General features: G+C 68.2%; 23 protein-coding genes. 11 read left to right on the top strand and 12 right to left on the bottom strand.

Features of this window, described 5'->3' with window-relative positions; translation table 11 throughout:
- Positions 1-96: 96 nt before the first annotated feature.
- Positions 97-225 carry a hypothetical protein gene (locus tag ACIA12_RS04215; protein ID WP_343965352.1) on the bottom strand — a complete coding sequence of 43 codons (129 nt, stop codon included), beginning with the start codon at positions 223-225 and terminating at the stop codon, positions 97-99.
- Between the two features lie 321 nt (positions 226-546).
- On the opposite strand from ACIA12_RS04215, the gene ACIA12_RS04210 reads away from it, so the two are divergent.
- The 4 genes from ACIA12_RS04210 to ACIA12_RS04195 are packed head-to-tail and all read left to right on the top strand — an operon-like array spanning position 547 to position 3665.
- Positions 547-1035 (top strand): SigE family RNA polymerase sigma factor, encoded by a 489-nt coding sequence (locus tag ACIA12_RS04210; RefSeq protein ID WP_396365349.1) that lies wholly within the window; start codon positions 547-549, stop codon positions 1033-1035.
- Positions 1032-1610 carry a hypothetical protein gene (locus ACIA12_RS04205; protein ID WP_396365348.1) on the top strand — a complete coding sequence of 193 codons (579 nt, stop codon included), beginning with the start codon at positions 1032-1034 and terminating at the stop codon, positions 1608-1610. Before ACIA12_RS04210 ends, ACIA12_RS04205 begins: the two co-directional genes overlap by 4 nt.
- 26 nt (positions 1611-1636) lie before the next feature.
- Positions 1637-2542, top strand: a complete 906-nt coding sequence (locus ACIA12_RS04200; RefSeq protein ID WP_396365347.1) for a carbamate kinase — start codon at positions 1637-1639, stop codon at positions 2540-2542.
- Between the two features lie 31 nt (positions 2543-2573).
- Positions 2574-3665 carry an acyl-CoA dehydrogenase family protein gene (locus ACIA12_RS04195; RefSeq protein ID WP_396365346.1) on the top strand — a complete coding sequence of 364 codons (1092 nt, stop codon included), beginning with the start codon at positions 2574-2576 and terminating at the stop codon, positions 3663-3665.
- 9 nt (positions 3666-3674) lie between these two features.
- On the opposite strand, the gene ACIA12_RS04190 is transcribed toward ACIA12_RS04195, so the two are convergent.
- Both ACIA12_RS04190 and ACIA12_RS04185 read right to left on the bottom strand, forming a co-directional pair.
- Positions 3675-4643 carry an N-acetylglucosamine kinase gene (locus ACIA12_RS04190; protein WP_396365345.1) on the bottom strand — a complete coding sequence of 323 codons (969 nt, stop codon included), beginning with the start codon at positions 4641-4643 and terminating at the stop codon, positions 3675-3677.
- Between the two features lie 92 nt (positions 4644-4735).
- The gene (locus tag ACIA12_RS04185) at positions 4736-5095 is read right to left on the bottom strand and encodes a cupin domain-containing protein (protein WP_396365344.1); all 360 of its coding nucleotides are present in this window, start codon (positions 5093-5095) and stop codon (positions 4736-4738) included.
- A 336-nt stretch (positions 5096-5431) separates the two neighbouring features.
- Between ACIA12_RS04185 and ACIA12_RS04180 the strand changes: the two genes are divergently transcribed.
- Entirely contained in the window at positions 5432-6040 is a 609-nt protein-coding gene (locus ACIA12_RS04180) for a LuxR C-terminal-related transcriptional regulator (RefSeq protein ID WP_396365343.1), read from the top strand.
- Here the strand turns inward: ACIA12_RS04180 and ACIA12_RS04175 are convergent.
- The 5 genes from ACIA12_RS04175 to lanKC all read right to left on the bottom strand — a co-directional run bounded on the left by ACIA12_RS04175 (position 6019) and on the right by lanKC (position 14224).
- Positions 6019-7683, bottom strand: a complete 1665-nt coding sequence (locus ACIA12_RS04175) for an ATP-binding cassette domain-containing protein (protein WP_396365342.1) — start codon at positions 7681-7683, stop codon at positions 6019-6021. The genes ACIA12_RS04180 and ACIA12_RS04175 overlap by 22 nt on opposite strands.
- A 149-nt stretch (positions 7684-7832) precedes the next feature.
- A complete protein-coding gene (locus ACIA12_RS04170; RefSeq protein ID WP_396365341.1) occupies positions 7833-9506 on the bottom strand; it encodes an ABC transporter transmembrane domain-containing protein in 1674 nt (557 codons plus the stop codon).
- On the bottom strand, positions 9503-11470 hold the full coding sequence (locus ACIA12_RS04165) for a prolyl oligopeptidase family protein (RefSeq protein WP_396365340.1): 1968 nt from the start codon (positions 11468-11470) through the stop codon (positions 9503-9505). Before ACIA12_RS04165 ends, ACIA12_RS04170 begins: the two co-directional genes overlap by 4 nt.
- 66 nt (positions 11471-11536) lie before the next feature.
- Positions 11537-11671 (bottom strand): SapB/AmfS family lanthipeptide, encoded by a 135-nt coding sequence (locus ACIA12_RS04160; RefSeq protein WP_363824227.1) that lies wholly within the window; start codon positions 11669-11671, stop codon positions 11537-11539.
- A gap of 3 nt (positions 11672-11674) precedes the next feature.
- Positions 11675-14224 carry a class III lanthionine synthetase LanKC gene (lanKC, locus tag ACIA12_RS04155; RefSeq protein ID WP_396365339.1) on the bottom strand — a complete coding sequence of 850 codons (2550 nt, stop codon included), beginning with the start codon at positions 14222-14224 and terminating at the stop codon, positions 11675-11677.
- A gap of 169 nt (positions 14225-14393) precedes the next feature.
- Here lanKC and ACIA12_RS04150 point away from each other — a divergent pair, with 169 nt between their 5' ends.
- The 4 genes from ACIA12_RS04150 to ACIA12_RS04135 are packed head-to-tail and all read left to right on the top strand — an operon-like array spanning position 14394 to position 17288.
- A complete protein-coding gene (locus ACIA12_RS04150; RefSeq protein WP_396365338.1) occupies positions 14394-15302 on the top strand; it encodes an MBL fold metallo-hydrolase in 909 nt (302 codons plus the stop codon).
- 17 nt (positions 15303-15319) lie between these two features.
- Complete coding sequence (locus tag ACIA12_RS04145; protein WP_396365337.1) at positions 15320-15655, top strand: PadR family transcriptional regulator; 336 nt, start codon at positions 15320-15322, stop codon at positions 15653-15655.
- Positions 15652-16464 carry a hypothetical protein gene (locus ACIA12_RS04140; RefSeq protein ID WP_396365336.1) on the top strand — a complete coding sequence of 271 codons (813 nt, stop codon included), beginning with the start codon at positions 15652-15654 and terminating at the stop codon, positions 16462-16464. Before ACIA12_RS04145 ends, ACIA12_RS04140 begins: the two co-directional genes overlap by 4 nt.
- A 50-nt stretch (positions 16465-16514) precedes the next feature.
- Positions 16515-17288 carry a DUF4184 family protein gene (locus ACIA12_RS04135; protein ID WP_396365335.1) on the top strand — a complete coding sequence of 258 codons (774 nt, stop codon included), beginning with the start codon at positions 16515-16517 and terminating at the stop codon, positions 17286-17288.
- Here the strand turns inward: ACIA12_RS04135 and ACIA12_RS04130 are convergent.
- Both ACIA12_RS04130 and ACIA12_RS04125 read right to left on the bottom strand, forming a co-directional pair.
- Complete coding sequence (locus ACIA12_RS04130) at positions 17266-18153, bottom strand: alpha/beta fold hydrolase (protein ID WP_396365334.1); 888 nt, start codon at positions 18151-18153, stop codon at positions 17266-17268. The two genes, ACIA12_RS04135 and ACIA12_RS04130, sit on opposite strands and share 23 nt — an antisense overlap.
- Positions 18154-18246: 93 nt before the next feature.
- Positions 18247-19179 carry an RNA polymerase sigma factor gene (locus tag ACIA12_RS04125; protein WP_396365333.1) on the bottom strand — a complete coding sequence of 311 codons (933 nt, stop codon included), beginning with the start codon at positions 19177-19179 and terminating at the stop codon, positions 18247-18249.
- A 176-nt stretch (positions 19180-19355) separates the two neighbouring features.
- On the opposite strand from ACIA12_RS04125, the gene ACIA12_RS04120 reads away from it, so the two are divergent.
- Complete coding sequence (locus tag ACIA12_RS04120; RefSeq protein WP_396365332.1) at positions 19356-20276, top strand: hypothetical protein; 921 nt, start codon at positions 19356-19358, stop codon at positions 20274-20276.
- Between the two features lie 58 nt (positions 20277-20334).
- Entirely contained in the window at positions 20335-20988 is a 654-nt protein-coding gene (locus ACIA12_RS04115; RefSeq protein WP_396365331.1) for a hypothetical protein, read from the top strand.
- A 16-nt stretch (positions 20989-21004) separates the two neighbouring features.
- Here ACIA12_RS04115 and ACIA12_RS04110 read toward each other — a convergent pair whose 3' ends face one another.
- Together ACIA12_RS04110 and ACIA12_RS04105 are read right to left on the bottom strand one after the other, a co-directional pair.
- On the bottom strand, positions 21005-22345 hold the full coding sequence (locus tag ACIA12_RS04110; RefSeq protein ID WP_396365330.1) for an FAD-dependent oxidoreductase: 1341 nt from the start codon (positions 22343-22345) through the stop codon (positions 21005-21007).
- A 256-nt stretch (positions 22346-22601) separates the two neighbouring features.
- Positions 22602-25118: a X2-like carbohydrate binding domain-containing protein gene (locus ACIA12_RS04105; protein WP_396365329.1), complete on the bottom strand. Its 2517-nt coding sequence runs from the start codon at positions 25116-25118 to the stop codon at positions 22602-22604.
- Positions 25119-25190: the final 72 nt, after the last annotated feature.

Below are 25190 nucleotides of genomic sequence, written 5' to 3'. Positions count from 1 at the left end.
ACAGACGGCCCGGCCACCATGGCGTACGGCGGGTCGGGCGCGGCGTAGTACTGGACGGCCTGGCTCCGCGGGATCAGCGGAGCCGGCAGCCAGAGGTCAGAGCGTGTGCAGTTTGTCGAACGGGGAGAGAACCCGGAGCAGCTTGCCGCCGCCCAGGTCGACCACCACCGCGTGGGTGCCCTCGACGGCACTGATCGTGCCCATGCCCTCTTTGTCGTGAGACACCCGGTCACCTTCTTCGAAGGTCTTGATCGGGGCGGGCACCCGAGGCTTGAAAGGACTCGTGGACAGGTGACGACGCGTCGTCGCGCGGGAAGGCTCCATCAGACCTCCAGTATGCGCCCATCACGCCAATCCGCGCATGTCGCATCCGCCCCCACGAACTCTTGCCCAGCTCCCCGCGCCGGCACCACATCCACCGAGACGACCACCGAGGGCGGCCTGGTCGGCGAGTTGCGCCCGATCGAGGGCATCGGGCTCCGAAGCAGCGTTTTGTGGTACCCACGGCATTTAGAGAGGAAAGGCCTCGGAATCCGGGAGACGACGGTGGAGTTCGACGAGTACGTTGCCGCCCGCGGGCAGCACCTGGTGCGGCTGGGCCTCGTCCTGTCCTCCGACCACCACCGGGCCGAGGACCTGGCGCAAACCGCGCTGATGAACGCCTACCGGCACTGGCGCCGCGTCCGCGCCATGGACGATCCGCATGCCTACGTCCGCCGCATCCTGGTCAACGCCTACCTGGCGACGGCCCGCCGCAGTTCCTCCCGCGAAACACCGTCGGAACTGGACGACGTCGGCCAAGCTCAACCCGACCCATCGCTGGCCTTGGTCGAGCACGACGCGATGTGGCGGATGCTCGCGACACTGCCCACCCGGGAGCGGACCGTCGTCATCCTCCGGTACTACGAAGACCTCGACTACGCCGCGATCGCGACCCTGCTCGGGATCAAGGACTCCAGCGCCCGGGCGAGCGTGAGCAAAGCACTCGCCACCCTCAGAGCAGCGCACGACCCGGCTGAAGGACAGAACCGATGAACCAGACTGAGCTCGAGCAGGAGCTTCGCGCGACCCTGGCCGAGGCAGGCGACCGGGCACAGGTCGTCCACGACCTCGGCCTCCGAGCAGTACGCCCGGTACGCCGCCGCCGAACCTGGCTCGCCTCGGCCGTCGCCGCCGCGGCCGTGGCTGCAGTCGCGGTCGTCGTCGCAGTCAACGCGTCCGACCACGGCACGAGCGAGGTGGCGAGCAGCCCGCCGTCCAGCAGGCCAGTCACCATCCCGACCTCATCCTGGAAGCCGGGCGACTTCGCGGACCAAGCCCTGCGGTCCGGAGTACTGCGAGTCACCCCCGAGGGTTGTCCGTACCTCATCCCGGCGGACCCAAGGGCAAGCCTGAAGGACCGGACACCACTCGTCTGGCCGGCCGGCTACACCGCCCGGTACGCCGCCGACGGCAAGCTGGAGATCCTCGCCCCCAACGGCACCGCCGTCGTCCACGAAGGCGACAACCTGGCCGTCGGCGGCGGTCTCTACCCCACCTCCAGCAAGTTCTGCACCTTCGGCCAATCCGACGCCTTCATGATCATGGAAGACCTCGCCCACCCACGCTGAGCCCAGTCGGCGTGGGAAGCTGAGCCATGCGCATAGTCATCGCACTCGGCGGCAACGCCCTCCTGCGCCGGGGCGAGAAGCCCGATGCCGCCGTCCAGCTCGCGCATCTCGTCGCCGCTGCCCCTGCGCTGGCCAAGGTCGCCGCCGAACATGAGCTGGTACTTGTCCATGGCAACGGTCCGCAGGTGGGGCTGCTCGCCCTCGAGAGCATCGCGGACACGACCCTCTCGCGTTCGTACCCGCTCGGCGATCTGGTTGCCGAGACGCAAGGCATGATCGGCTACTGGCTCCAGCAAGCACTCGGCAACGCGGGCCTCGCCCGTCCCGTCGTCACCCTGATCACCCAGACCGTCGTCGCCGCTGACGACCCCGGGTTCGACCAACCCAGCAAGTTCATCGGGAGCGGGTACGCCGAGGACAAGGCCCACCAGCTCGCCAAGCGGAACAACTGGACCATCCGCCGCGACGGCAACAGCTGGCGACGAGTCGTGCCCTCCCCCAAGCCCCAGCGCATCGTCGAGCTCGACACGGCCGAACTCCTCCTCAGGAGCCAGACGACAGTCGTCCTCGCGGGTGGAGGCGGCGTACCGGTGATCGAAGGACCCGACGGTCTGACCGGCGTCGAGGCTGTCGTCGACAAGGACTATGTGGCCGCTTTGGTGGCGACCCAGCTCAACGCAGATCGGCTGGTGATGCTCACCGACGTACCGGCTGTCTACCTCGACTACGGCACCTCGACCGAGCGCCCGCTGCACGACATCACTCTGGCCGACCTGGACGAGCGCACCTTCCCGGCCGGCTCGATGGGCCCGAAGGTCGCCGCCGCCCGGCAGTTCGTGACCGAAACGTCCGGCCGGGCAGCGATCGGCTCCCTCGACGACGCCACCGCGGTGGTCGCTGGCAGCGCCGGCACCCAACTCTCACTCACCTGACAGATCTCCCACGCGAGCAGGAGGACAGACGATGACTGGGGAGATTCACCCACTGCTCGCCCGGATCGAGGCATATGCCGCCGACGTACTCCGCCCCCGCGCACTGGAGACCGACCGGACCGGTGTCACCGAGCAGGCTGTCCGCGACCTCGCCGACCTCGGCGCCCTCAACCATCTCGCCTCGGCCGAGTACGGCGGTGCCGATCTCGATCGCGCCGCCGATCGTCGCCTGCACGAACTCATCGCCGGGGGCTGTTACAACACCTGGCTGGTCTGGGCGCAGCATGCCCCACAGGTCGGCCGGATCCGCCAGGCGGTCGAGCGGCAGGGATCCGCCTTCGATCCTGATCTCGCCGATCGGCTCCTGCGTGGCGAGGTGCTGCTCGGGGTCGGGCTCAGCGACGTACGGCGCTATCCCGACCGGTACGTCGCGGCCCGGCGTACTGATGGCGGCTGGGTCTTCGACGGAACCATCTCGTGGGTCAGCGGCTGGGGTCTCAACCAGTGGATCGGTGTCGCCGGTGTCGCCGGAGTCGACGCCGGCGATCCGGCCCGGCCTCGGGTTGTCCACGCGCTCGTCCCGATCGGTGACGGCGTCGTCGGTACTCCGCTCCGCCTCAGCGCAGCAACCGGCAGCCGCACCGAACGCGTCGAGCTGACCGCCGTCGAGGTAGCGGACAACCACGTCATCGCAGTACAGGATCTCGACACCTGGCAAGCGGCCGATGTCGCCGCTGCAGCAGATGCTCGCGCCCACCACTTCGGACTGGCAGCCACCGTGCTCGACGAACTGCGCGCCAGTCCTCATCCGGCCGCGCACAAGGTCGCTGAGAGCTGGGCGCCTCGGGTCGACCTGATCCGCGAGCAGGCCTACTCACTGACCGATGCGGTTACTGCGGCAGGCCCCGATGCGCCACAGCGAGTCGACGAGCGGCTCGCCTTGAAGGTGGCCATCGGCGACGCCCTCGGCGTCCTCACCCGGGCACTCCTCATCTCCCGCGCGGGCCGGGGCCTGACCGATGACGACACCGCCCAGCTCCACGCACGTTCGGCTCTCTTCGCCTTGGTACAGGGCCAGACCGCCGCGGTTCGCGAAGCCCAGCTCCGTGCCCTCGCGACCTGAGCCTCCAGGTCAGCTGGTTGCCGTGCGCAACTTCGTGACGGACTCGCTGGTCAACGGACTGCCGGCCAGCCGGGCCGCATAGAGGGCGGCACCGATGACGGGCGGCAGGATCGGTGCGCGCAAGTCGACCGGGGCATCGGCCAAGGCCTGCTGGAATGCGGTGCGGACCTCATCGCTCTTGAAGACGCCGCCCGAGTATGACACCGGCACGACTTCATCGGGGGTGTAGCCGAGCTGGGCGATGGCTGCTTTCACCAACCCCGCAAGGGCTTGACCGGCTTCCTGCAGGATCGCGGTACAGGCTTCGTCACCGTCGTCGGCGGCCGCGGTGACCAGCTGAGCGAGGGACGCGATCCGGGCCCGATCGCCCTGCCAGCGATTGAGGACCACGTCGACGAGGTCGAGGTCCGACGCGAGCTGGAGATGCTCGGCGAGATGCTTTCGCAGCGGACCAGGAGACAGCCGGCCGTCGGACATCTTCGCGAAGGCGCCCAGGCCGCGGATCGCGATCCAGTACGCCGATCCCTCGTCGTCGAACAGCTCACCCCAGCCACCGACCCGCAGGCCACGGCCGTCGCGTTCGCCGTACGCCATCGAGCCGGTCCCACCGATCACGTTCACGCCGTCGATCGCGCCCAGCGACCCGGCCCAGCCGGCCACCATGTCGTTGTCGCAGCTGTAGCGCTGGTGCCCGAGCACACGTCCGGGAATCGCGTCCAGAGTCGCCAGGTCGGCGCTGACCTCGCCATAGCCCGGCAGTGCGAAGAATGCATAGGCGAGCTGATCGAGCCGCACTCCGGCTTCGTCACAGACGGACCCAACACCCTCGCGCAGCACCTCGTCGACCAACTCGATGCTCTGCCCGAGGTAGTAGCAACTGCGACCTACCGCGCCGGCCAGCACGTCACCGTCGCCGGACACCAAGGCGAAGGCGGTCTTGGTACCACCACCGTCCACCCCCAGGAAGACACCGGACACGATCGCTCCCCTCGACTTGATGACGATTCATGCACGAAGTTGCACATATTAGCATCGCAGCACGCGCTAACGCACAGAAGCCTGGGTGGCGGTTACTCGAGCCAGATGGTCTCGAAGGTGGAATTCTCGTGGATGTGGATGGCTTCGTAGCCGTCGGGGCCGGTGGAGAACTTGTGCGGCGTCTCGGCCGGTACGACGATGATCTGGCCGGCCCGGCCGACGAGCTGGGCGTCGCCGACGGTGAAGGTCGCCGAGCCGCGCCGGATGATGAAGGTCTCCGGGTAGTGGTGCAGGTGCAGGCGAGGGCCGACACCTTCCTTCGTGGTGGACTCGAAGATCAGCGAGACGCCCACCCCACCGGGCAGCTCCTCGTAGTTCTCGGTCCAGTCCTCACCGTCGTCGCGACCATCGGCCCGGTCGACAACGAAGGCCTGGTTCGCCGGTTCGCTCATGGGTGTACCTCCGCGGTGGTCCAGAGTGTGCTGTCCGGCCCAGTCTCGGCCAATCCCCGGGTCATCGCACGATCGTTGCTGGCAGCAACGGTTTCCTCCGGTCACGAGAGCGCTTCAAACGCCTGCTGGGGAAGGGATCCGGCCGGATTGTCAAGACGTCGGAGGAAACGGTTCGGTACCCGGCGCGGCGCCGATGCGCGACAGTGTCGCGAAGTTGGCGCTTGGCTGGTGACAGGCACCGGGTCTGCGGGGACACTATCGGTGACCCATCCCGTAGAGCCAACTGCGGTCCGTGACCGGGTCTCATCGATGATTGTCTCGCCAGGGGGGCGTAAGGTGATCCGACTCGTCATCGGGCACCGCGGCAAGTTGGTCCGAGGGGCGCTCGCCGCGGTGCTCGACAAAGAACCAGATCTGGCCGTGCTCGCGGAGTACGAGAGCGCCGACGAAATTCTGGCGGTCTGCGCGGAGGATCCAGGACTTGTGGTGGTGCTCGATCCACTGCTGCCCGGCAAACTCGGGGTACCGGAGCTGTGTGAACGCCTCGACGGCCGACCGATCCTGATGCTGATCGACCGGGACGACACGACCTCGATCCCGCTGGCCCTGTCGGTGGCCAAGGAGTCGGAGTCGGTCGGGGTGATCGCCACCGACATCTCGCCGGACGACCTCGTCGATGCCGTCCGCGGTGTCGCCGAGGGCCGACCGGTACTGGACGGGGGCCTGGCACTGGTAGCGCTACGAGCCGGCGGCAGCCCGCTGACGGAGCGGGAGCGCGAGGTACTGGTGCTGATCGACACGGGTGCGACCGTGCAGGAGGTAGCCCGCAGCCTGAGCCTCAGCACCGGAACCATCCGCAACTACCTGTCTCGGATCCTCTCCAAAACCCGAGCCAGAAGCCGAATCGAAGCCATCCGCAAAGCTCAGAACGCCGGCTGGATCTGACCCTCCCCACCCAACCGGCCCGCCGCGGCACCGTCGGCGGGGCCGGCGGGGCTGGCGGCAGTGGCAGCAGCGTCGGTGGAGCCGGTTGCAGCGGCGGGGCCGGTGGGAGTGGGGGCGGCGTCGGTGGTGGCGGGGAGTGCCCAGTGGCCTGCTAGGTCGGCGTAGAGGGGGCTTTTGAGGAGGAGGGATTCGTGGGTGCCCACGGTGGCGTTGCTGCCGTCGAGGACGAGGATGCGGTTGGCTCGTAGGGCGGAGCTGATTCGGTGGGCGATCACGATCAGGGTGCCGGGGCGGGCCGCGAAGGCGTCTTCGGCGATCCGTTCGGCTTGAGGGTCGAGGTGGCAGGTGGCTTCGTCGAGGACGGCGAGGGGTGCGGGCGAGAGGTACGCCCGGGCCAGCGCGATGAGCTGACGCTCCCCCGCGGACAACTCCGCCGGCCTGATCTCCGCCGCGAGTCCGCCCAGCCGGCGTACCAGCGGGAACGCGCCGACCGCGTCGATCGCCGCCGAGATCTGGACCGCGGTGGCGTCCGGTCGCAGATAGCTGACGTTGTCCAGGACCGTACCGGTGAAGACGTAAGCCTGCTGCGGGAGCACGACCCGCGTATCAGCCAAGTCAGCTGCCTCGAGCTCGGACGGCCGTACGCCGCCGAGCCGGACCTCCCCCGCGGTCGGCGACAGGAGTCCACAGATGAGTCCGGCGAGAGTCGACTTGCCGATCCCACTCGGCCCGACCACCGCGAGGTGATCGCCTTCCGGGACGGTCAGGTCGAGATCACGCAGTACCGGCTCGGCGGCCGGCCCATAAGCGAAGGTCACCCGCCGCAGCCGCACCTCATGCCCCTCGGGCCTTCGAGTCATCACCTTGTACTGCGGCAGCGCGCCCGCATCGAGGATGCGCCCCAGCGTGACGACGTAACGCAGCCCGCTGTCCCCCAACGCCGACATCACCGTGTTGAGCGCCGGCTGCAGCCCCAGCAACACATACGTCAGCCCCCCGAGCAGCGTGCCCGTCGAAACCCCACGCCCAACCAGCCACGGCGCAGCGCCGAGCAACACCACCAACGGCAGCCATCCCCCGACCGCAAAACACAGCGTCCGCAGCGCAGCCACCTTCGCCAGCGACCGTTCAGCCGCCGCATGCGCTTCAACCGGTACGCCGACCAGCGCGCCAGCGAACTCCTCAGCCCCCACCGCCGTCACGTCACGCACCCCCGCGAACACCATCCCCGCCGAAGTCGCCAATTCCTCATCAGCCCGCAACGACCCCCGCACCCGAGCAGCCGCCAACCCCAGAATCCCGAAGCTCAGCAGGAACCCGACCAAGAACGGCGGCACCACCAGCGCCGCCACCAAGGGCGACAACGACAACAACCCGCTGACGACGCCGATCCCGGTCACGAGGAAGCTCCGCACCACCAGGACCAGGCCCGCGAACGTGTCCCGCACGATCTCCACCTGCCGATTGAGGCGCGCGACCGCGCCATCCGCCCGCGCGTTGCGGAGGGCCCCCGCCACCACTTTGCGAACCAGCTCGTCCCGCAGCGGCTCAGCCAACTCCCCCAACCGCCGATAGACCTGCCGAGCCCCGACCGCACCGAGGACAGCCGCCGCCAGCAACCCACCGAGCCACGTAAGACCCACGCCAGTCCGCCCCCCGAGGAACCCATCGGTGGCATGCGCAACAGCCAACCCATAAAACGCGCTCGGCAGTATCTCCGGCAAAGACCAGAGCCCAAGCCTGACCGCACCCCGCCCCCGAACCGCAGCCACCCCAACCCGCACCTCCCGCCTCACCCGAAGGCCTTCCGGTAGGTGGGGTCGGGCCAGAGGTCTTTGTGGTGGGCGACGGCTCGGACGTGGCCGTGGTCGAGCCAGACGACGAGGTCGGCGCGGGCTGCGGTGGCGGCTCGGTGGGTGATGATCAGGCGGGTTCGGCGCCGGCGGTCGGTCATCAGGGTTTGGCTGATCTGCAGCTCGGTGGCGGTGTCGAGGCTGGAGGTGGCGTCGTCGAGGATCAGCAAGCGCTCCGCGGCCCAGGCTCTGGCGAGTCCGAGGCGTTGCGCCTCGCCACCGGACAGCGGCGCCTCAGCCAGCGGTGTGTCGTAGCCGTCGGGCATCCGGCTCACGAACTCGTGGACGTGCGTGGCGCGAGCCGATGCGAGCAGCTGTTCCGGCCGCATCGACCCGACGGTGACCGCATCGCGCACCATCGAGCCCACCAGCGCCGGACGCTCGAACGCGCAGCTCACCGCCGTCCGCAGAGCATCATGACTCAAAGCGCCCAGAGGAACGCCATCGAGCCGTACCTGACCAGAGTCGGGGTCCTGCAACCGACCGGCGACAGCGGCCAGTACGGACTTCCCCGCACCGCTCGGCCCGACCACAGCAATAGCAGCCCCGCCGGGCAGATCCAGGTCGATGCGATCCAGCAGCAGCTCATCCCCAGCCCGCACGCTGACGTCATCGAAGACCAGCCTGCCCGGACCATCGGGCAGCGAGAGAGCACCGTAAGCAACCGGCTGCGCGGTGCTCACTTCGGCAACCCGGGTGATACCGGCCCGTGCCCGAGCCAGCTGCCCCAGCACTGACGTGAGACCGCCCAGCCCAGCACCGATCACGGCGTACTGCGCGGCTGCGAAGTACTCGCCCGGGGTGATCCGCCGGTTGACCAACTGGACGCCACCGACCGCCAGTACGGCGATCAGCACCAGCGGACCGACCACAGCCGCCTGTGCACCGGAGCGAGCCAGTACCTGCCAAGTCCTCAACCCCCGTGCATGCAACTCCGGCAGCAGTCGCAGCACCCGCTGCTCCTCCCGCCCGGCCGTCCCTGCAGCCGCAATAGTCCGTAGACCGGCCAGTGCCTCAGTGAGCGCTGCAGCGATCCTCCCCTGCGTCTCCTGGTACGCAAGGCTGATCTCAGCCGTCCGCCGCGCAAACAACCACAGCACGGCTACCACTAGCAGTACACCACCCAGGAAGGCCGCACCCAGCCACGGGCTGATCAGCACGAGCAGTACGAGGCTCCCGATGGGCGGCACGGCCGCAGAAACCGCAGTAACCGTCGCAGGCCCAGCCCGCGCTGCATCAACAGCACTACTCGACACCCGACTGACCAGGTCCCCCGTCTCGAACTGCCGCACCCCTGCTGGTCCCGCAGCCAGTACACGCCCCACCACCCCACGCCGAACCCACGCCGCCGTTCCCGCCACACATGCGGTACCGGCAATCACCTCGACGACGTCACAGACAACCCCGAGCACGATCAGCCCGCAGGCGATCAACCCCCAACCGCCAGGGTCAAACACAGAGGTACCTACGCTGTGGTTGGCGACTGTGGCGTCGACGGCTTGCCCGAGGACCTTGGGGAGGGCAAGGACGGTGAGGTTGCCCAGGAGGGCGGCGGCGCCGAGCAAGGGGAGCCAGCCGCGGCCGTGGCGTAGTACTGCGCTGAAGCTCGTCATGGCGTCAGCCCCGTGTGGAAGGACAGGAAGCCGAGCAGGTCGGCAGCCAGGCCGACACCCCGGCTGACCCCGGCCGGCAGGTGGCCCGCATCCCTCTCGTACCGGAGCAGGATCGGCCGTGAACCGGTGGTGGCATGCTGCAGCGCCGCGCACATCTTGCGGGCATGCAGTGGGTCGACGCGGCTGTCAGCGCCGAAGACCGTGAAGAGGACAGCGGGATAGTCCACCCGCGCGACCCGGTGGTACGGCGAATAGCCGAGCAGTGCCTCGAACTGCTCGGGATCCTGCGCTGATCCGTACTCGCCCACCCACGAAGCGCCGAGACCGGACTGCTGATAACGGACCATGTCCAGCAGCGGCGCCGAGCAGACCGCGGCGGCGAACAACTCCGGCCGCTGCGTGAGCGCCGCACCGACCAGCAGTCCTCCGTTGGACTCGCCGCAGATTGCTAGCTGGGCAGGTGTCGTCCAGCCGTCCGCGATCAGCGTCTCGGCCGCGGCGAGATAGTCGTCGATGGCGTTCTGCTTGCCATCCAACGTTCCCGCCCGGTGCCATTGATCGCCCTGCTCACCACCGCCGCGCAGGTTCGCCGTCACGAACACGCCACCGGCCTCCACCCAGGCCAGCGCGAACGACGAATAGGTTGGAGTGAGCGACAAGCCGAACCCGCCATATCCGTAGAGCAGCGTCGGACGCGGCTCGCGTTTCGCCTTCCGGGCGAGGACGACCATCCGGATCGGCGTACCGTCGAACGACCGATAGCTGATCTGGCGGGTGTCGATCCTCGGTCCCGGGTCCGGCTCTGAAGCCCATGGGGTCACTCGCAGCATGCGAGCGTCGTACCGGTAGACGGTCGGCGGCGTGACGCTGTCCGTGTAGGTGAACCAGGCCTCGTGGCCGCCTTCCGGCCGCGTACTGAGGTCGGCGACCGTGCCCGGCCCCGGCAACGGCACACTGTGCAGACGCTCGCCGGTCTGGGCGTCGTAGGCGGTCAGCTCACTGAGGGCGTGCCGCATCCGCCCGACGAGCAGCATCCCGTCGAGCACGGCCAGTTGGCTGAGCGGCGCGCCCGCTTCCTCGGCGACGAGTTCTCGCCACTGCTCGTGACCCGGATTGTGCGGATCACCGACGCAGATCCGGCCGGACGGCGCACCGAGCGTGGTCGCGATGTACAGCCGGCCATCAGGTCCCACGGCCAGCGCCGTCCGGGCATCAACCTGCTCCTGCGCGACCACCGGCACGAAGTCCGGGCGATTCAGGTCGATGACCCAGAGATCATTGCGGTCGGCAACAACCGCGGAGATGGTCAGCCATCGGCAGTCGGCGCTGATCTCCAGCCCGTACGCCGCTTCGCCCGCCAGCACCTGTACGTCGTCCAGCTCGCCGAGGCGGTGCAGGTACAACCGCCGCGACCGCACGAAATAGAAGGACCGGCCGTCCGCGCGCCAAGCCACAGGCAAGTAGCGGCACCGGTCGATCGGCCCGTCGACGACCTCCGCGGTATCGACGTCCAGCACCCACAAGACGGACTCCTCGTTGCCCTGTGACACCTGGAACGCCACGAGCCGGCCGTCCGGCGACGGCTGCCAGCGATCGAGCGTCGTCAGACCGGACGGGTCGAGACGCATCGGGTCGATCAGAATCCGCCCGTCGCCCGTCGAGAGAACCGGGTGTTCCTGGCCGGCGCTCCTGCGCAGGACGAATTGTCGCGAGCCTCGCCAGGTCGGCGTACCGGTGGTCTCGACGTCGCTCAAGGCGGCCACCCGGGCGCGGAAACGATAGCGGCCAGGGAGAGCGGCGGCCTGGGTGAGCCAGAGTTCGTCCTGGGCCGACTGCCAGGCCTGCGTTCGCGGATCGGCAGGATCCTCCAGCCAGCGGTACGGATCTGCGACCCGATGGCCGTGCAGGTACTCGACGCCGGCCTGCCGCACGGCATCGGGATAACTCAGGCGTGCACTCTGCACGGCGCTCCTTCCGGCAAGCCGGTTCCGGGCGGGCTGTGTTGCATCCCGCCCGGAACCTATGTGTGCCTAGTGGCACAGCACCAGGCTGACGTTGCTCGGGGTCTGGGACGCGCAGCCGAGGACGGTCAGCGTGCTGCCACCGCCACCACCACCGCCGCCACCAGTCGGAGCGTCGAGACCTTGCAGGTCGAGAAGTGCCATGATTTACACCTCCTTTCGAGGCTCGTAGCGTTCGGACGACGGGACGCGTCCGAGGAACGGGAGAGCCACCGGCTGCTCGTGCAGCGCGGCTCCGAGGGCCAGCAGGACACCGGCCGAGCCCGTCGCGAGATCCATCGACAGGCGAAGCAGTTGGTTGCCGGGGAACGCCAGGCCGCCGGCGTACGGGAGCGCATGCCAGCCGAGACCGGCGATCAGTTGCTCCTGGACGCTCGGGTCGAGCTGGGTCGCGGCGAGCAGGAGGCCGGCGCGGCCCATGAAGAGGCCGGGCTGGACGAAGTACTCGCAGTGGGTGACCTTCCGCAGCGCCTCGAGGGCCGGGGCGAGGTCATCGTCCGGGCGGTGGCGCAGGTAGCGGTCGAGCACCAGGGCGATACCGATGGAGCCCTCTTCGAGGTACGGGAGCGTGCGCCAGCCCTGGTTGACCTGCAGCATGCCGTAGTCATCGGTGGTGCAACGGCGCAGATCCTGCTGCAAGGCGATCTGTGCAAGGTCGAGCAAGCCGCAGTCGCCGGACCGCTCGTAGGCACGCAGGAACAGCAGCGCCGGTCCCGAGGAGCCGAACATCAACCCGGCTCGTGGGCGCCCTTCCCCGCTGAGCTCGGGGACGTCGGTGGGCCCACCGAGCCGATCGGCGACCTGATCCACGACCCGGGTGGCGGCCGCGAGGACGGCCGGCTCGGCGGCGAAGTCGTACAGGTTGAGGCCGATGCCCGCCAGGCCGGAGTACAGGCCGAGCTCTTGGACGTCAACTGGTTGCATCAGGCAATGGTCGAGGGCGTCGAGGGCGTCTTGGTGGTAGCCGAGTTCGTTGAGCGCGAAGGCGACGCCGTGGAGCCCGCTGTAGAGGCCGGGTCCTATCTCCGAGTCGTGTGCATGCTTGCGCAACCACTCGTCGTACTCCGGAAAGCGCCCGCCCCCGCATCGCGCCAGCGCGTAAAGCACCCCAGCCGCCCCATGCGCCAGGTTCACGCCACCGCCCGGCTCGAACTGCTGGATGTCTCCCGGGAACAGCCGGTCATCCCGCTCCGGTGTAGCACTCGCCACCACCGCCTTGGTGATCGCCGCCCGCACCTCCGGCCACGACGCCTCACCGGGAAGCACGAGATCCTCCTGCACCAGGGCCTGATCACCGACGATGATCCCCACCGCACGATCGAAAGTTGCCCTAGGCACCGAGAAGGTCGAGCTGATCTGATCCGCAAGCTGCGCAGCCTTCTGCGGGTGGAAGCGCAGCAGCATCGTCGCCTGCGGAGCGAACAACCCGAGCGCCATACAGGCAAGGGCGTAGCGGTCCACGTCGACGCCCTGGCGATCGCTGGGCGCCGCATACCCCGGATGCGCCAGCGCCGACCGTGCCTGCTCAGTGACCAGGGTGGCCACCTCGAAGTCGATCAGCACCAGCCGGGCGTCGGCGTCGACCAGGATGTTGCCGGGGTGAAGGTCGTTGAAGACCACGCCACGCTCATGCAACGCCCCGACCGCCTGCTCCACCCTGCCGAGCATCTCGAGCGCCCACGAGGCATACGCCGTTAGCTCGTCGACCGACGCATCCGGCCTGGTCAGCGGATAGCGCCGGACGATCAGCCGCTGCAGCGGATTGGAGTCGACGAACTCCTGCACCAGGAAGTGGTGATCCCCCAGCGTGAAGTAGTCGTGCACGGCCGGCACCACGTCCAGCCCGGCCAGCCGTTGCAGGATGTCGCGCTCGTGCCCGACCCGAGCCACCGCGTCCCGGCCGATGACGTCCAGCCCGGCCAACGGCCGGCCTTCCTTCAGTACCACCTTGGTCTCGCTGTCACGATGATGCCCGAGGTAGACGCCACCGCCGTTGGAGAACTGGATCACGCTCTCGATCACGTACGCCAGGTCGTTGGTGGTCACCGCATTGCGGGCCTCCAGGTGCGACTCGAGGAAGGACGGCAGCGATACCCAGGACGGGACGGAGAAAGTCGGGCCGCGAACGTCGGGAACCAGTTGCCCGGATGCATCCGCGAGCGCATAGACCCGTTCGCCGCTGTCCGACAGGCAGTACCGGGTGACGAACGCGCCGTACCGGACGAAGAGCGGGCCGGCCGCGTACCGCAGATCGCTCAGGATGTAGGGCCCCTGGACTCCCGCGAGCAGGCCGTCGAGCTCCTTGAGGACAAGCTCGAGCTGCGCCTCGTCGGCCGGATAGATGGTGACGAGCTTGCCGCTGGAGCCGCGGGCGGCCGACTTCGAGTTGAGCATCACCGCGACGGGCTTGCTGCGCAGGAACTTGAAGGCCAGGCCGCGTGGAACGCAGTACTCCCAGACCGCGGCGATCGCCCGCTCGGCATCGTCGAGGCCGGCGGAAACGTGGATCTTCCAGCCCTGCTGGGGAATCTCGGCACCCGACGGCGCGTAGTGCATCCAGACGTCGCCGGCGTGGTGGTCCCAGCCGGCGGGCAGCGGCCGGGCGCAGGCCGCGAAGTCCGGATCCTCTGCCCCGCGGTTGGTCGGGGTGTCGTAGAACAGCCGATCAGCGAGGCAGTAAAGCTCGTACTGCTCCATCTCGACCTCCCATGTGAAGAACCCGTCGTCACATGGTGTGTCGCCTCAAGCGCTCCGCGTAGTGTCTGCCGTCACGATCGATGCGTGAGGAATGCGTCCGATACTCCTGCGTATCTCAACCTCGCCGCCCCTGGGCAGCCTCTGCACGCTGCCCTATATCTTTGTTGCCATGCGCAACTCAATGACTCCGCCGGCCGCCGTCGAGATCAGTGACGGCATCTACGCCTACATCCAGCCGGACGGGAGTTGGTGGGTCAACAACGCCGGCTTCCTGGTCGGCCGGCGTGGTGTGATCAGCGTCGACACCTGTGCCACCGAGAGCCGGACCCGCGACTACCAGGCGACGATCGGCAAGTTCAGCGACCAGCCGGTACGGACCATCGTCAACACCCACCACCACGGCGACCACACCTGGGGCAACGCCCTGTTCACCGGCGCGACGATCGTCGCCCACGACCACCTCCGCGCCCAGATGGAGGCGTTCGGACCGCCCGCGCAGCTCCCGTTCTGGACTCCGGTCGACTGGGGCAACCTCGAGCTCGAGCTCCCCACGCTCACGTTCGCCGACTGCGTCACGCTCTGGAACGACGACCTGGCCTGCGAGGTCCGGTACGTCGGTCAGCCCGCCCACACCACCAACGACTCGATCGTCTGGATCCCCGAACGCTCCGTCCTCTTCACCGGCGACCTGCTCTTCAACGGCGGCACCCCGTTCCTCCTGATGGGCTCGATCGCCGGTTCCATCGAGGTCCTGGAAACCGTCCTCAAGCCGCTCAACGCCGAAACCATCGTCCCCGGCCATGGCCAGCTCGCCGGCCCGGCACTGATCGACGACGTACTGGCCTACCTCCACTTCATCCAGGACACTGCCCGTACCGCCAAGGCAGCCGGCCTGACCCCGCTCGAAGCAGCCCGGAACACCGACCTGGGCCAGTACGCCGACCTGCTCGACGCCGAGCGCATCGTCGGCAACCTCCACCGCGCTTACTCCGAGCTCGACGACTCTCCCGTCGACCTGATCGCTGCCCTGACCGACATGGTCACCTACAACGGCGGTCCGCTGACCTCCCACGCCTGACGCAATACCCTGTCCGCATGACCGACCGAGGGATGCAGGAGCTGGCCCTGCTGTTGCTGACCGCGCTCGCCAACGAGTCGCGGCACGGCTACGCGATCGCTCAAGAGGTCAAAGCCATCACCGACGGCCGGGTGGTGCCGCGCACCGGAGCGTTGTACGGAGCGTTGGACCGCCTGCTCGCGGAAGGCCTGATCCAGGTGGAGCGGGAGGAAGTGGTCGGCGGCCGGGCGCGGCGGATCTTCGCACTCAGCCCAACCGGCCGCGACCGACTCGAGGCCGAGGCCGACCGGCTGGCCGCCACCGCCCGCGAGGTCCGCCGCCGCCTAGCCGGCGGAACCGCCCCCGCTACATGACCGATTCCCTTCTTCGGTTGTATCCGGCCGGTTATCGAGAGGCTTACGGTCGCGAGATCCTCGACGTCCACCGTGAGCTGACGATTGACCTGTCTTTCCCCGCCCGGCTGCGGGCGGACGCCGACCTGGTCGCGCATGCGCTGCGAGTTCGGCTCGGACTCGACTCCGCCTCCGCCGGCGGGCGGTTCTTCGCCATCACGGCACCCTTCGCCCTGGCGGTCGCCGCGGCGTACGCCGGCATCCAGCTGATGCGCTGGTACGCCGGAATCGCGATCTCCCCCGGCTCGACCCGCAGCCATCTCGCCACCGTCGACTTCCGGCAAGCACTCAACATCCTCCTGTTAGCGACGATCGCCATCGGCGCCATCCTCACCCTCACCCGACGCCGACCCTCAGGCCGATTCCTCACCATCACAGCCCTCTTGGCCTACGCCGCCCAATGGACAGCCACCCCAGCCCTCTACGCCGACGGCCCCTACGAAGCCCTGGCCGCAACCCTCACCGCCACCACCCTCCTCGCCTGTCCCCCCGACCTCGCCATCACCGGTGTCGACGGGCGACGGCTAGCCATGGCAGCTGGATTCATGGCAGCCATCGCCTGGTTTCCGATTGCGCTTGTCGAGACTCGGGCGTTCGTCATCAGCACGGACTACGGCGCCTGGCCGCTGCTGACCCTCGCCATCACCGGCATCGCCCTGGCCCTCTACGCCCGGCCGGCCGGTCTGCGCATGCTCGCCGCGACGGCGGCCGCCTCACCACTCTTCCTTGCGCATGCCTACGCGACCGGAGTTTTGCAGATAGTCCGTTGAAGTGAGTACTCTCGGGACCGGACTATCCCCGGCAGAGACGACGACCAACGATGCCTTTCACCCTGGCGCACCCCGCCGCGGTCCTGCCACTGCTACGCCGACCGTTCGTCCCGGCAGCGCTGGTCGCCGGCTCGCTGGCACCTGACGTCCCGTACTTCCTCAGAGCCGCCGGCATCACCTCAACCACAGCCGGCGACTGGTACGAACCCTTCCTCAACGCCACCCACACACACTCCCTCACCGGCCTCCCGATAGACCTCCTGTACGCCGTAGCGCTGGTGATCGCCTACTGGATGCTGCGCGCCCCCATCACCGCCCTACTCCCCTCCGGCCTCGCCCTCCCCAACCCCGAGCCAACAACCATTCCCAAAGTGCAGTACGTCGGCTGGCTGGTTGCGTCTGCTCTGGTTGGTGTCGGCAGCCACCTGCTCTGGGATGCCTTCACCGACACTGACCTACTGCCCGCGCACCGGCTGCTCCAATACGCGAGCACAGCCTTCGGCCTGACCGTCATCACCTGGTACCTCTGGCGCCACCGCACCAGCCTCCACACCAGCCTCCGCACCACCGAGGACCGGACTCGCCACCTCACCCCAGCGATGCGGCGGACAGTACTGGCCGTGCTGATCGCCGCCCCTCTCCTAGGCGCCGCCGTACTCGCACACCGCGACTACACCGACTACCGAACCGATTCGGCCGCCTGGACAGCCATCGCCGAGGGTGTTCTGACCGGCGCGGTCAAGAGGGCGGGCGCGGCACTGGCGATCGCCCTCTTGCTCTACACCGCAGCCTGGCAGCTGATCAGCCCCCTACGAAGGCAGTGACCGCCTGCGCGAACGCCTCAGGCTCTTCCAGATGTCCGAAGTGGCCACTGTGCTCCAGCACCGCCAATTGCGAACCAGGGATCAGTTTGTTGAGTTCCTCCGCCCAGCGCATCCCACAGATCGGATCGAAGCGCCCGACGATCACCAGCGCAGGGATCGTGATCGAACCCAGCACCTCCCGATCGTCGATCACGTCCGGTACGCCGTCCGCGTCGACGCCCGAGATGTAGGTACCGCTGACCTTCGCCTGCAACGGCTCGAACTCCGCCCGCCGGTTCCAGTAGTCGGCAACGTAGAGCGGGATGATCCCGGCGAGCGCAGCCGTCATCCCCTCATCGGTCGTGATAGCCGGAATCGACTGCACGGTTGCCAACACCTGAGGAAGATCCGGATTACCCTCGTGACGGGCGACGAACTCGTCGATGTTGCGCATGAACTCGGCACCATGCTCTGGCCCAGTGACCGGCGCACTGTCGTACAGGATGATCCCGGCCAGCCGCTCTGGATGCTTCACCGCATAGCGCTGCACCACGAAGCCGCCGTGCGAGTGGCCCATCAGGTAGACCGGGCCGGCCGGCAAAGCCTCGATCACTGCATCGAGCGCCGAGACGTAGCGATCGCGGGTGTAACCGTCAGGATGGCTCGCAAGGCGTCCGGAGCCGCCCGTACCGATCGGCTCGACGTAGACCATCGTGAGGTGCGATTCCAGCTGCGGCATCCTCAGGTACTCCCAGAAGACGCCCGGCCCGCCGGAGTGCGCGACACAGACCGGCCCGGTGCCGTGGACGTGGTACCGCTGGGCGATGCCGTTCAGGTCGATGGTGTGCGTGCCCGGCGCCAGCGGGTTCGAATCGAGGTTGGTCATCAGATCTCCGTCGTAGTGGTGCAACTGAACACCGACAGGACGCGGCCGCACGAGCGAAGTTCAATCCAGGCCGTGTGACCTGGGCCACGAATCTCAGGCCGCCGCGACCGGGTGGTACAGCCGCAACTCCTTGACCAGCCCCTTCGACAGCGACATCAGCCAGATGACAGCGGGCGGGCAGTGCTCAGGATCGTCCGGCGGGCTGATCAGATCCGTCTCCCAGATCGCGATCTCCTGGCTGGCCACCACATGCCGGAGCCGCTGATGGACCCCGGCCTCCAGATCGCTCTCCATCCCACGCAGCAAGAACGAATGCCCGATGACCGACTGCCCACCGAGGACGAAAGCAACCTCCGGCGACCACCTCTGCGCCAGCACCCCGGCGAACCGCCCCCGCTCAGCCTCCGCCAGCGTCTCCAGCCCCTCCCGCCGGCTGGCCTCGGTCAACGCCGCCGCGTCGCCATGCGCAGCCTCCGCAGTACCGCGCAACGCCTCCGCCAGCTTCGCTCGTCCATGACTGAGCCGGCTGCGAATCGTCCCCACCGGTACGCCGCAGACCGCCGCGATCTCCTGGTACGACGTGACGCCGGTGCTGAAGTACCGCAACATGACCGCCATCCGGATCGGCGCCGGCAGCTCCTCGATCGCCCGCCAGATCCAGTCGCGCGAAGCGTGCTGATCCAGCACCTGCTCGGGCGTCGGCGAGGTAGATGCCAACGGCAAGCTTTGGATCGGTACCACCGCCCGGGCCGACCCAGTGGCCCGCAGCCGGGTCCGGCACGCATTGCGCACGATCATCCGCAGCCAAGGCCCAACAGCCGCCGGATCCCGCACATCTCCGATCCGCCGCAACGCCACCAGCGCGGCATCCTGCACCGCATCATCCACATCCGGCCCGAACCCGAGCACCCCGAGCGCGACCGCCCGCATCCCAGCCTCATGCCGCTGAAGCAGCACGCCCAGCGCACCGACATCACCGCCCTGCGCGCTGCGCGTGAGCTCGGCGTCGGTACCCCCGCTGACCATGCCCCCAGCCTACCGAGCCGGGTGGAGACACCAGATATTCAACAGCCGTACCCCACCAGTCACTACAGAACCGCGTGTCCCGTCAAGATGCGAGGCCATCGTTGCGGAGCTATGGTCTGAGCGACGAGTCCGGTCGCCCCCGGTCGAGGAGCTCGTTCGCCTGGAAGGAGGCCGCGATGCGCGCCGGCCATCAGCAGTTCAGCGCTCTGCGGCGCTGGGCCTGGACCATCATCGGCAATCGCACCGTCCGCGTCGCCGCCCTGCTGGGCGCGGTCGGACTGTCGTTGTGGAACGTCGAGCGGGTCCCGCACACCGCGGTGGTGCCGGCCATGATCGGGCTGCTGCCGTTCGCGATCGGCAAGTACGTGCTGTGCCCGCTGCGCTGGCATTCGCTGTCCACCAGCGGCCGATCGCGCTGCTGGCACCTGCGCGCCTACGCGGAGAGCGAGATCCTCGGCCTCATCTCGCCCTGGCACGCCGGCGCGGACCTCTGGCGGATCCACCGGCTGGAAGGGACCGGCGTACGCCGTGCGCCGGCCGTCGCCGAAGTAGCGCTCGACCGCTTCGTCGGTACGGTCGGACTGACCTGTGCCGTCGCGGTCTGTGGCGTCGCGTTCCCCCGGACCGTGCTGATCGTCGCTCTCACCCTGGCCGCCGTCGTCCTCGCGGTGGCGCTGATCGTGAACCGGCGGCATCCCCGTCTCGCCGGGCGCTGGCCGTGGCCGTCGCCCAAGGTGTTTGCCAGCGGCATCCTCTTGTCGGTCGGCTACCAGGCGACGATCCTCGGCCTGCTGATCGGCGCGCTCCACGCGGTCGGAGACTCGGTGTCGGCCTTCCAGCTGGCCGCCGTCTTCGGAGCCAGCCAACTCGCCGGCGCGCTGCCCGGCGTCCACGGAGCCAGCCCTCGCGAGGGCGCCTTGGTGGCCGGCCTCGCGTCGATCGGCGTTCCCTGGACCGCGGCTTTCGGCGCCGTCGCGCTGACCGCCATTCTCTACTGGATCCCGGCCCTGCTCATCGGCGGCACTTTCCTCTTCCTGCGCTGGCGCGGCTGGTTCACCGACCCAGTACTAGCAAGACCGGCCGACCAGCTCGCGTAGCCAACCCCGCTGATCGGTTCGGTCGGGGCCGAAGTAACCAGCTCGTACGGTCGTTGCTGTGCTGAGCGATCCGAACTACCTGGTCCCGACCACTCCCCCGGCGACGACCGGCGTCGCCTGGTTGCGCTCATCCGTCGCCCGCTTCAGCAACGGCCCGACCCATGACCGTCGGCGAGCACTGGCCGTGGCTTCGTTGGCCGCCATCGACCCGGACGATCTGCGTGCGCTGGCGCTCGAGCGCGGCACCAGCCCGGTCGAAGTACTGGCCGAGGCTCTGGGTCTGCCCTGTTCGGTCGCCGACGACGTCGCCGTCATCGCCAAGTCCTATCAACCCCACACCACGATCACTCCAGAAGCCGACCAAGCCACAGACCGCCTCGCCCGCCTCCTCCGCGCCCACTACGCCAGCGGACTGGACGATCGCCCACACCCCGATCGGCTCAGCGACGAGAGCGCGGCCAACCTCATCGCCTTGCTCGTTCAAGCCTGCGACGCGACAGCCGCGCTGGTCGCAAACACCCTCGCCGGCCGCAGCGATCCGCCGGTGCCCAAGACCCGGCGCATCGCCCCCGACGGCTCGACAGTAGAGATCGACCTGACCGACACGCCCTTCGGCGCAGGACCGCACGCCTGCCCCGGCCGACTCCACGCCCTCGCGCTGGCCGACGGTTTGGTTGCAGCTAGTCGAAAGCCGAGCGGGCCCCGGACATGAACCCCTGCAATTGGAATCAGCCCTGGGAGGCCTTCAGCATGTCCTCGCGCGGTACGACCTTGATCCGCTCGCGGCCCTCCGCCTGACCGAGCGACTGCTCGTGGGCGTCCAGGCGCGACCAGCCGTCGGCGTCGACGACGGTCGCGCCGCGGTCGGCGAGGTGCGCCAGGATCGCGTCGGGATCGGAGACCTCGGGCCGCGGCAGGCCGTCCAGGTCGGCGAGCAGGCTGGCGATCGTCTCGGCGGCGTCCGACTTGGTGTGGCCGATCAGGCCGATCGGGCCACGCTTGATCCAGCCCGTCGTGTAGAGCCCTGGCAGCGGTACGTCGTCGATGTCGAGCACCCGGCCGCGGTCGTTGACGATCACCCCGGCCTGGTGGTCGAACGGGACACCGGGCAGGTTCGAGGAGAGGTACCCGACGGCGCGATACACGGCCTGTACCGGCGTCTCGACGTACTCGCCGGTGCCCTTCACCGTGCCGTCACCCTGCAACTCGGTCCGTTCCGTCCGGAGCGCCTCGACCCGGTCGGTGCCCAGTACTTCGACCGGCGCCTGGCAGAGATGGATGTGGATGCGGTGCTCGGCGCCGGTCGGCTCGGCCTCGAGGTACTTCAGCAGCGTGTCGACCATCAACCGCGTGCCCTTGTTCGAGTTGATCGCCTGCTGGCTCGCCTCGTCGATCTCGAAGCCCTCGGGGTGCACGATCACGTCGACGGCCGGCGAGTGCGAGAGCTCGCGCAACTCCATCGGGGTGAACTTGATCTGCGCCGGGCCGCGCCGGGCGAACACGTGCACGTCGGTGGCCTGGTTGGCCTTCAGCCCGCGGTACACGTTGTCCGCGATCTCGGTGGTGAGCTGCTCGTCGGCAGGCTTGGCCAGCATCCGGGCCACGTCGAGTGCGACATTGCCTGCCCCGAGGACCGCGATGTGACGAGCCTCCAACGGCCAGTCCCGCGGTACGTCGGGATGTCCGGCGTACCAGCTGACGAAGTCGGCGGCCCCGTAGCTGCCCGGCAGGTCGATGCCCGGGATGTCGAGCTCGCGGTCGGTGATCGCGCCGGTCGCGAAGATCACCGCGTCGTAGTGCCGGCGCAGGTCCTCGAGCTTGAGGTCGGCGCCGTACTCGACATTGCCGAGGAACCGGATCCGGTCCCGGCCGACCACCCGGTGCAGCGCCTTGATGATCTCCTTGATCCGCGGGTGATCCGGCGCCACGCCGTACCGCACCAACCCGAACGGAGCGGGCAGCCGCTCGATCAGATCGACCGTGGCCGTATCGTGCTCCTTGGTCAGGATGTCAGCCGCGTAGATTCCCGCAGGCCCGGCGCCGACGACGGCGACTCGGAGGTCTCTCACGATCTCCCCAGTTCCCTCACGCTAAGTTAGGCAAGCCTTACCTAAATGACCTTATCCGCCGCAAGGCCTGATCCCCAACTCTTGAGATTCATTTCACAAGCACTCCCGGCGCTGCCAATTGAAGCCTGAATCAACCGCGATACCGCGCGATGGCCAGCATCCGAGACCGGCCGCGATCAACCGCCCGACCTGGTAACGCGAACTCGGGGTGGTCCGTTGCCGGACCACCCCGAGAGTGACTTGCCTACTTGTACTACTACTTGGCGAGGGTGTAGCGGAGCTGGTCGTTGCGCAGGACGTTGCCGGACACCTTCACGATCCGGAGCGTGTGGTTGCCGTCGGCCAGACCGGTCTTGCTGAACACCTGCCGCGCGGTGAGCCGCGCGTCGGCGTGCAGGTTGACCCGGGTGACGAGCTTGCCGTCGATGAAGACGTCGGCGTCGCCTTGGTCCGGAGCCAGCGCGGTGACCCAGTCGACACTGACACCCTTGAAGGCGAACTCGAGCGCCGCGCCGTTCGCGGTCGCCGCGTGTACGTCGTCGCGGTAGTCACCGCGGAAGCTGAAGTCCAGCTTCGTACTGCCGACCGGCTGCGTCGCCAGGTACCCCGCCTTGATCGTCACGACCTTGCCCGCGACGGTGTAGTCGGTGCCCTTGACCAGCACCTTGCCGGCATTGGCGATCGAGGCCAGCTCGCCGGGATCGCGGGCGATCTCGGTGCTGACATCGGCCTGGGCCTGCTTGTCGAAGGACGCCGTACCGGGGTTCAGCAGACTCTCCTGCCGGACGACCAGCTTGTCGAGCAGCATGAACTGGCCCGACTTCTTCACACCGCGGATCGTGTGGCTGCCGTTCGGCAGATCCGAGATGCTGAACACCGTCTGCTGCGCCGACCGGGAATCGGCATGGGTGTCCACGGTCGCCTTCAGCGCGCCGTCGACGTAGATCTCGACCTCGCCCTGGGACGGATCCTTCTCGGTGACGTAGTCGACACCGTTGCCGACGAAGCTGTACGAGAACGCGTCGCCGTTGGTCTCCGTGTACTGGACGTCGTCCTGGTAGTCGCCCAGGCCACGCCCGGTACTGCGGCTCCACGAACCCGTGTAGACGATGCTGGAGTTGTCGTTGTTCAGCTCGACGGTCCGGGTACCACCGTTGCCCGCGACCGGCGGGGTCTGGGTGCCGGTGTCGGTGACGTCGACCGTCAGCGGCTCGGAGACGGCCGGTACCTCGTTGTTGTTGTTGCGGGTCCAGACACCGTCGTACGCGACGCGCAGGTCGTCGTCGTTGACCCGGATCGCGGCCTTCTTCGCCGGGGTGACCTTGAACAGCCGGACGCCGTGCGGGGGTACGACCGCCGCGGTGTAGCTGCCGTCGTACTGGCCGAGGTCCCGACGCGCCCACAGGTCGCGGACCGTCGCGGAGCCGTCCAGACCGAGGTCGGAGAAGTTCGCCGTGATCTTGGCTTCGGTAGTACCGAGGTTGAACAGGGCAACGGTGTAGGAACTGTCGGCGTTGAGCGAGTACCAGACCTGCTTGTTGCTCTTGGTCGACACCGGCTGCGCGGGGCGTCCGGCCTGGTTGACCGCGATGACCTCGGGGTTGGTGAGCAGCTCGATCCCGTACGAGTCCAGCTTGGTCATGTCGTTGCCGATGTAGAACGGGGCTGCCGAGACGGCCCACAGCGTTGCGGCGGTACGGCGCTCGTCCTTGGTCAGACCGTCCATCGTGCCGTTGCCGACATTCAGTGAGTCGAAGTCGTTCCAGCCACCGGGGCCCGCGTGCCGCCACCAGTCGGCGGCCTTCGGGAACAGCCGGTTGATGTTCGGCCAGGCCGTGAGTGCCTCACCAGGGCAGTAGCACTCGACGTCCCACTCGACCCGCCAGCCGTTCGCGACCGACTTCCAGTAGTCGGCGTAGTTGATGTCGAGCGCCCAGGACAGCTCGAGCCAGATCTTGTGCCGGGCCAGCGACTGCGACCAGCCCTTGACCTCGTCGCGGGCGTCCAGGGACAGGTCGTTCTTGCCCGAGCCCGGCGTGACGCTGTCGAACTTCAGCAGGTCGACACCCCACGAGGCCATCAGGTCCACGATCGAGTCGATGTACTTCTGGGCGCATGGGTTGGCCATGTCGACGCGGTAGCCGAAGCCCCAGTAGTCGCCCTGCTGCAGGGGCTGCTTGGCCAGGCTGCCGGTCCGGCACTCCGGCGCGCCGTAGACGGGATAGTTGGCGTCCAGCACCGCCTTCGAGATACCGGGGATGCTGTAGATGCCGACCTTCTGGCCGTTGTCGTGGATGTGCTTGATCAACGCCGGCAGGCCGTGCGGGTACAGCTTGGTGCTCGGCACGGGCCGGCCATACTCGTCGACCCCGCCGTTCCAGGCCGCGTCGATGTTGATCCGGTTGTACCCGTACGGCTGCAGCTTCTTGTGCATCGCGTCCGACTGGGCGGTGATCTGGGCCTCGTTGATCCAGTTGCCGCCGTCGTTCGAGTACACCTGCATGCTGTAGCTGCTCCAGCCCATGTAGGGCTTGGCCGCTTGCGCCCCCGCCGGCCCGAGTGAAGGGCTCCCCGCGGTGACGACGTTGGCCGGCATCGAGATGCTGCCGGACGTAGTACTGGTCGTGGTCTTGGTCTTGGCATCCGCGGCACTCGGCGGGGGCGTGGCCGGCCCTTGAGCGGCGGAAGCGGTCAACCCGATCGGGAGGACGGCGGCGACGAGGACCCCCGCGAGTATGCCTCGCCTCGTCTTGTTACGAAGGAACCTGGACATGAACGATGACCTCTCTTTGCGGTTCGTCGACCCCCGGACAAGAACCACAGATCGGATAGGATATTGGAACCT

The sequence above is a fragment of the Kribbella sp. NPDC051620 genome (assembly GCF_044453825.1).
Taxonomy (GTDB): Bacteria; Actinomycetota; Actinomycetes; order Propionibacteriales; family Kribbellaceae; genus Kribbella.
The sequence above is the reverse complement of the archived record's forward strand: the minus strand, read 5'-3'. Positions and strand labels throughout refer to the sequence as shown.

Coding starts and splice junctions, on each gene's coding strand:
- ACIA12_RS04130 (WP_396365334.1), bottom strand. CDS start 18,153: ATGACCAACCTCGATTCGAACCCGCTGGCGCCGGGCACGCACACCATC.
- ACIA12_RS04205 (WP_396365348.1), top strand. CDS start 1,032: ATGAACCAGACTGAGCTCGAGCAGGAGCTTCGCGCGACCCTGGCCGAG.
- ACIA12_RS04170 (WP_396365341.1), bottom strand. CDS start 9,506: ATGACGAGCTTCAGCGCAGTACTACGCCACGGCCGCGGCTGGCTCCCC.
- ACIA12_RS04135 (WP_396365335.1), top strand. CDS start 16,515: ATGCCTTTCACCCTGGCGCACCCCGCCGCGGTCCTGCCACTGCTACGC.
- ACIA12_RS04200 (WP_396365347.1), top strand. CDS start 1,637: ATGCGCATAGTCATCGCACTCGGCGGCAACGCCCTCCTGCGCCGGGGC.
- ACIA12_RS04140 (WP_396365336.1), top strand. CDS start 15,652: ATGACCGATTCCCTTCTTCGGTTGTATCCGGCCGGTTATCGAGAGGCT.
- ACIA12_RS04195 (WP_396365346.1), top strand. CDS start 2,574: ATGACTGGGGAGATTCACCCACTGCTCGCCCGGATCGAGGCATATGCC.
- lanKC (WP_396365339.1), bottom strand. CDS start 14,224: ATGGAGCAGTACGAGCTTTACTGCCTCGCTGATCGGCTGTTCTACGAC.
- ACIA12_RS04185 (WP_396365344.1), bottom strand. CDS start 5,095: ATGAGCGAACCGGCGAACCAGGCCTTCGTTGTCGACCGGGCCGATGGT.
- ACIA12_RS04145 (WP_396365337.1), top strand. CDS start 15,320: ATGACCGACCGAGGGATGCAGGAGCTGGCCCTGCTGTTGCTGACCGCG.
- ACIA12_RS04120 (WP_396365332.1), top strand. CDS start 19,356: ATGCGCGCCGGCCATCAGCAGTTCAGCGCTCTGCGGCGCTGGGCCTGG.
- ACIA12_RS04105 (WP_396365329.1), bottom strand. CDS start 25,118: ATGTCCAGGTTCCTTCGTAACAAGACGAGGCGAGGCATACTCGCGGGG.
- ACIA12_RS04150 (WP_396365338.1), top strand. CDS start 14,394: ATGCGCAACTCAATGACTCCGCCGGCCGCCGTCGAGATCAGTGACGGC.
- ACIA12_RS04160 (WP_363824227.1), bottom strand. CDS start 11,671: ATGGCACTTCTCGACCTGCAAGGTCTCGACGCTCCGACTGGTGGCGGC.
- ACIA12_RS04125 (WP_396365333.1), bottom strand. CDS start 19,179: ATGGTCAGCGGGGGTACCGACGCCGAGCTCACGCGCAGCGCGCAGGGC.